Origin of the sequence: Burkholderia sp. Se-20378 (assembly GCF_017104665.1) — a bacterium.
In the GTDB taxonomy this organism is placed as follows: domain Bacteria; phylum Pseudomonadota; class Gammaproteobacteria; order Burkholderiales; family Burkholderiaceae; genus Burkholderia; species Burkholderia lata.
In genome coordinates, this window is record NZ_JAAGPG010000527.1 from 1 (window position 1) to 5,700 (window position 5,700).

Below are 5,700 nucleotides of genomic sequence, written 5' to 3' on the forward strand. Positions count from 1 at the left end.
CTTCACGTACCGCGCGATGCATCGGTGGGAACAGTTGTGTGGGAAAGTCCGCGCCAGACAGTCTCGAATCCTGGGAACGACTACTCATGCGCGGCCAATCATATATGGGGATTGATCAACGCGGTTGTGCAGCGCCAGCGTGCCGTTGCCGGTCGGCAGGCAGGCGGTGTCGATGTTGTCCTTGATCGCGATCGGCAGGCCCAGCAGCGCGTGCGGGGTGGCCGACGTCGCGAGGTCGCGGTCGCAGCGGGCCGCTTCGGCGAGCAGCCGCGCATCGTCGACACACGTGAAGCCGTTCAGGTAGCGCCAGCGTGCGTGCCGCTCGATCAACGCGTACGCATATTCGACACAGGAAAACTCCCGGCGCAGGAGCGCGTTCCGGGCTTCGGTGAGCGTCAGGGTTCCCAGGGTGGGCATCGTCGTCGTTCCTCGTAACAGGGGATCGTCACAAGGTAGGCCGCGCCGATTTTGACGCCCATCATCACAATGGATGACCCCGGCCGGCGGCCGGTCACGCCAGCGCGGCCGCCAGGCTCGCGCGGTTGGCGACGCCCTTCTTCGCCATCACGCGTCGCAGATGCGTGCGGACCGTCGACAGCCCGATGCCGAGCGTGCGCGCAACGTCCTTGTCGGTATAACCGGCGGCGACGAGCCGCGCGACGTCGCTCTCGCGCTCGGTCAGCCCCGCGCACGCATGGCGCCGCCGCAACAGCGCGCGCCGGAAAAACGGCTCGATGCCGTTCAGCAGCAGCTTGTCCCGTTCGGTGAAATCGGGCCGCCCGTGGGCTCGCCAGATGCGCAGGTCGCCGACGTGGGTCGCGCCGTCGATCGCGTAGACGTTGATGCCGTGGTGCATGCCGTCGCGGCACAGGAAATCGTTGTAGAACTCGGTCTGCTCCAGTTCGCGCCGACTCATCACCTCGTCGACGCAGGTCGCCACGCGGCGCGCGCGCAGTTGCGACGTGACCGGATCGATATGCTGGAACCACGCTTCGTACCGGGCGATCTGCAACGGATCGACGTTGTACGAGAACCCGTTGCGCCACAGGCCGGTTTGGTCATCGCAATCGAACGATGCGGCGAAATCGGCGCGGAGCAACTGCGTGATCGCGGGCAGCACGACCGTCCTGACGTCGACGACCGGCCCCAGCTCTTCCAGGCGGGCAACGATGTCGCCGAACAGCCGGAGTTCTTCCGGTGTGATATCGGACGCGGAAAGGTTCATGACGGACGGTTCCTCGGCAAGCCGGTGGAGAACACCTGCATCGAGCGCTTCAACGGGAGTTGTCGCGGCGATGGCCCGGGCGAGCACGGGTTCGTCACGATGCGCCATGTTACTCGGCTGATCGACGCATCGTGTATCTCGTATCGAATGCGGCCGCGAGAGCGCTCATGGTTCGCCCGGCCCGCCGACACCCGGGCACTTCGCCCCGACGCACGAGGCAAGGCACCCGTTTCCCCGACGAGAGCAACGGCCGGCCAACCGCTGCACGGCGTGCCGCTGCGTCACTACGCCGGCGAGAAGCCCCGCTCAGCGGCCACGCCGGCGTAATCCCTGACCTTGAACGCGGAGCCGTCCTGGACGTGGACCCAGCCGATCGTGCGCTCGGCGAGCGGCTTGTCGTGGTCGTCCGTCGCGATCTTGACGATGGCATGCGCACGCACATGCACGAGACCGTCCGGATAGTCGGACGACGGGTTCGCCAGCGCCACCGTCACGAACGGCCCGAGATCCTGCAGCAGTCGAGCGGCCGGCGGATTGTCGGCCATCAGCAACGAACCGCCCTTCACGCGGTCGTCCACGCGAATGGCCGTGCCGCCCGGCCGCCGCTGCGCAGCGGTCGGCTGCGACATCCACAGCACGTGATCCGGGTTGAGATAGACCACATCGGGGTCGCCCATCGCGTCACGGGTTTCAATCCGGGGTATCGGCATGCAGCGTCTCCAGTCGAATTTCAGGCACCGAATGCCGGTGCGTCGGCAGCATGATGATGCCGCAATATGTCGGCTTGCCGCGTGTCTTTTGGCGAATGGCGCGAGCAACGGTGGCCGGATCGCCGCGCGCTGTACACGTTACTGCTTCGCGGGCGCGCCGATGCCGTCGATGCCGTCGACCATAGGTCCACGCAGCTTCACGCCAACGCGATCAGCGGCCGGGCAGCCCGGCCGCACCGCCTACCCCCGCCACGTCGCGCCCGCGAGCTTCGCCACCAGCTCGTCGTACACGACCCGGATGCGCCGGGGCATCGGCCCGCGTCGCGGCCGGTAGACGTGCAGCTTCCATGGCTCCGGCTCGAGGCCCGGCAGCAGCCGCACGAGGCGGCCCTTGTCGATGTACGGCCGGACGAGATATTCCGAGCACTGGCCCAGCCCCACGCCCGCACACACGGCCTCGATCTCCACCTCGGTATCGTCCGTCAGGTAGGCCGGCGACGACGGGACGAACTGGTGCTCCCCGCGAAACATCCACGGCCACGCGCGTCCGCTCGCACGATCGATCAGGCACGTGACCGGCATCGATTCGAGTTCCTTGCGGTTTTTGGGCTCGCCCAGCCGCCGGATCAGCGACGGCGCGCCGACGATCCACATCGGCAGCGGCCCGACCATGCGCGCGACGAAGCGGTTGTCGCCGATCGCCCCGACCCGCACGCCGATGTCGATCTGTTCGTCGACGACCGGCGACGGCACGTCCGACAGCCGCAGATCGGGCACCAGCCCCGGATACCGCTGCATGAGATCGCCCAGGATCGGCTGGACGTAATGACGCCCCATGCCCGACGGCGCCGTGATCCTGACGATGCCCACCGGCTCGTCGGCCTGGCCCGTCGCGGGCCCGAACAGCCCGTCGACGGCAGCCAGCGCCGTCTGCGCGTCTCGGGCGAACGCCTGCCCGAACGCGGTGATCCGGATGCTTCGGGTCGTCCGGTGAAACAGCGTTTCGCCCAGCATCTCCTCCAGTTCGCGCACCGCACGCGTCACGACCTGCGGCGACACGCCGAGACGGGCTGCCGCCTCGCGGAACGTCGGCGCCGCGGCGGCCGCGGAAAAGATCTTCAGGATGTCGAGTCGGTTGAGCATGGAGACCTCTCCTGGCACGCCAATACGGCAGCGCCTTTCATTCCCGAAACGGGAATTCTGAATGCGCCATTGTTCCATTTTTTTACGGCGAGCGGGCGACCACAATGCACATCAAGCGTGCATCGCAACCGATTCAACTCAGCCACATGCGCCGCTTTCATTCACCTCTTTGGAGAGTCTCATCATGAACGCAAGCACGAAACCGACCCAACTCGACGGCCGCATCGCACTGGTGACGGGCGCCAGTTCCGGCATTGGCCGCGCCTCCGCGATCGAACTCGCGCGTCGCGGCGCAAAGGTCGTCGTCTCCGCGCGGCGCAAGGCCGAGCTCGATCGACTGGTCGACGAAATCATCACCGCCGGCGGCGACGCCAAAGCCTTCGTCGCGGACGTCGCGAGCGAGGACGATCTGCGCAAGCTGTTCGATTTCACGGTGGAGACCTACGGACGCCTCGACATCGCGTTCAACAATGCCGGCACGGAAGGCGTGTTCGCGCCGCTGCTCGAGCAGGATGCCGAGCGGTTCGACAGGGTGTTCGAACCGAATGTGCGCGGCGTGTTCAATTCGATGAAGTACGCCGCTGAAATCATGCTGCGGCAGGGTTCGGGCAGCATCATCAACAACGCGTCGATGGGCGGGCTGATCGGCTTCGAGAATGCGTCGGTCTATATCGCGAGCAAGCACGCGGTGATCGGGATGACGAAGACCGCTTCGATCGAATGGTTCAAGCGTGGCGTGCGCGTGAACGCCCTGTGCCCGGGGCTGATCGAGACGCCGTTCCATCATCGCGGCATCTGGCCGTCGGAAGATGCGCAACAGGCGTTTGCCGCCTCGACGCCGGCAGGACGCTGGGGCTCCGCCGACGAGATGGCGACGATCGTCGCGTTCCTCGCGTCGGATGACTCCAGCTACGTGTCAGGGCATGCGCTCGTGGCCGACGGCGGTTACTCGGTGGCGTGACATGCGCAGCGCGACGGCAGGCCGTGGCGGCTCCCGCCGCACGCCGGAATCTGGCGCAGACGGCTACGCCACCGCCTGCCTCGCATGCAGCCGCAACGCAAGCCACGCGATCCCGACCGCCACCGCGCCGACCACGCCGCCGAACGTGCCGACCCACGGCAGCCCGAAATCGCTGGCGATATGGTTGCCGATCAGCGCACCGGCGCCGATGCCGACGTTGTACAGCCCGGAGAAAATCGACACTGCCAGGTCGGTTCCCTCCGGCGCCAGCTTCAACACCCATGCCTGCATGGCCAGGCCGAAACAGACGATCGCCCCGCCCCAGACCAGCGTATGCAAGGACAGCGTGACGATGTTCAGCGCGCACGGGAACAGGATCAGCAGGCATCCCGCCAGCGCGACGATCGACCCGAGCAGGAAGTCGTCCGGCCGGTGCGGGTAGACGCGGTTGAAGCAGATCGCGGCCGGTATGCCGGCGACGCCGAACAGGATCAGCACGTACGTGATCCGGCTGCTGCTCGCGTGGTTGACGCTCTGGACGAAGGGTTCGATGTACGTGTACGACGTGAAGTGCGCGGACACGACGAGCACGGTGATCGCGTACAGCGCCACCAGCGCGGGCTTGCGCAGGAACACGCCGATGCTGCTGAGCGACCCGGCGCCCTGGCTCGGCGACACCGGCAACGTCGCGCGCAGCAGCAGCAACGCGACGCCCGCCGCGCCGGCGATGATCAGGAACGTGACCCGCCAGCCGAACGTCTCGCCGACCACGCGCCCGAGCGGAATGCCGGCGACCATCGCGATCGCCGTGCCCATCGCCAGCAGGCTGAGCGCGCGGCTTTTCCGGTCGCTCGGCGCGAGCCGCACGGCCAGCGGCACGGAAATCGACCAGAACACCGCGTGCGCGCACGCGATGCCCAGCCGGCCGACCATCAGCACCGCGAAATTCCACGCGACACCGGTCACCACGTGACTGGCGATGAACACCAGCAACGCCCCCGTCAGCAGCTTGCGACGCTCGACATGGCGCGTGGCCAGCGTCAGCGGCAACGACACGACGGCCACGGCCCATGCGTAGATCGTCAGCATCAGGCCGACGTCGGTCGGCTGCATGTGCAGGCTGTCGCCGATCGCGCTGAGCAGCGCGACGGGCACGAATTCGGTGGTATTGAAGATGAAGGCGGTGAGTGCCAGGGTCAGTACACCCCACCACGAGTGCTTGGAACTGACGGCGTCCGGTGTGGCCATGCCTGGAATCGACGAGACGAGGGTTGGGGGCGCGCGGCGCGGAGAACCCGGCCCGGCGATCGCCGCGATCGTACCAGCGGCACATGACACGGCATGGCGCGGGGTGGCCGCACGGTGGCGACGGTTGGCCGCGGGACATGGTCATGACATGGCCATGCGCCGATAATGTGCCGACACGCTTCTCACGACCCGTTCGCTCGAAACCTGTCGAGCCAGGAGATTCACATGCGCATTGAAACGTCTTTTCTGTTCGATCTCGACGGCACGCTCGTCGACAGCGTCTATCAGCACGTGCTCGCGTGGAAAGAGGCGCTCGATGCCGAAGGCATCGAACTGTCGGTGTGGCGCATCCACCGCAAGATCGGCATGAGCGGCGGCCTGTTCCTGAATCAGCTGCTGCGCGAGACGTCGGG

6 protein-coding genes and 1 pseudogene are annotated in these 5,700 nt (G+C 66.8%); 2 read left to right on the forward strand and 5 right to left on the reverse strand.

Annotation, left to right across the window (positions count from 1 at the left end; translation table 11 throughout):
• Positions 1-84: 84 nt before the first annotated feature.
• The 4 genes from G3N93_RS32900 to G3N93_RS32915 form a co-directional block, all read right to left on the reverse strand.
• A complete protein-coding gene (locus G3N93_RS32900) occupies positions 85-417 on the reverse strand; it encodes an amidase family protein (RefSeq protein WP_206134827.1) in 333 nt (110 codons plus the stop codon).
• A gap of 94 nt (positions 418-511) precedes the next feature.
• Positions 512-1,225 (reverse strand): helix-turn-helix transcriptional regulator, encoded by a 714-nt coding sequence (locus G3N93_RS32905; RefSeq protein WP_206134828.1) that lies wholly within the window; start codon positions 1,223-1,225, stop codon positions 512-514.
• Positions 1,226-1,509: 284 nt separating this feature from the next.
• Positions 1,510-1,935 carry a hypothetical protein gene (locus G3N93_RS32910; RefSeq protein ID WP_206134829.1) on the reverse strand — a complete coding sequence of 142 codons (426 nt, stop codon included), beginning with the start codon at positions 1,933-1,935 and terminating at the stop codon, positions 1,510-1,512.
• A 240-nt stretch (positions 1,936-2,175) separates the two neighbouring features.
• Positions 2,176-3,078 (reverse strand): LysR family transcriptional regulator, encoded by a 903-nt coding sequence (locus tag G3N93_RS32915; protein ID WP_206134830.1) that lies wholly within the window; start codon positions 3,076-3,078, stop codon positions 2,176-2,178.
• Between the two features lie 184 nt (positions 3,079-3,262).
• Between G3N93_RS32915 and G3N93_RS32920 the strand changes: the two genes are divergently transcribed.
• Complete coding sequence (locus G3N93_RS32920) at positions 3,263-4,039, forward strand: SDR family NAD(P)-dependent oxidoreductase (RefSeq protein ID WP_206134831.1); 777 nt, start codon at positions 3,263-3,265, stop codon at positions 4,037-4,039.
• Positions 4,040-4,102: 63 nt separating this feature from the next.
• Here the strand turns inward: G3N93_RS32920 and G3N93_RS32925 are convergent, their stop codons facing one another.
• Positions 4,103-5,287 carry a sugar transporter gene (locus tag G3N93_RS32925; protein WP_174932866.1) on the reverse strand — a complete coding sequence of 395 codons (1,185 nt, stop codon included), beginning with the start codon at positions 5,285-5,287 and terminating at the stop codon, positions 4,103-4,105.
• A 225-nt stretch (positions 5,288-5,512) separates the two neighbouring features.
• Between G3N93_RS32925 and G3N93_RS32930 the strand changes: the two are divergent.
• A pseudogene (locus G3N93_RS32930) lies at positions 5,513-5,700 on the forward strand (HAD hydrolase-like protein); the annotation flags it as partial.

Coding starts and splice junctions, on each gene's coding strand:
- G3N93_RS32920 (WP_206134831.1), top strand. CDS start 3,263: ATGAACGCAAGCACGAAACCGACCCAACTCGACGGCCGCATCGCACTG.
- G3N93_RS32910 (WP_206134829.1), bottom strand. CDS start 1,935: ATGCCGATACCCCGGATTGAAACCCGTGACGCGATGGGCGACCCCGAT.
- G3N93_RS32905 (WP_206134828.1), bottom strand. CDS start 1,225: ATGAACCTTTCCGCGTCCGATATCACACCGGAAGAACTCCGGCTGTTC.
- G3N93_RS32900 (WP_206134827.1), bottom strand. CDS start 417: ATGCCCACCCTGGGAACCCTGACGCTCACCGAAGCCCGGAACGCGCTC.
- G3N93_RS32925 (WP_174932866.1), bottom strand. CDS start 5,287: ATGGCCACACCGGACGCCGTCAGTTCCAAGCACTCGTGGTGGGGTGTA.
- G3N93_RS32915 (WP_206134830.1), bottom strand. CDS start 3,078: ATGCTCAACCGACTCGACATCCTGAAGATCTTTTCCGCGGCCGCCGCG.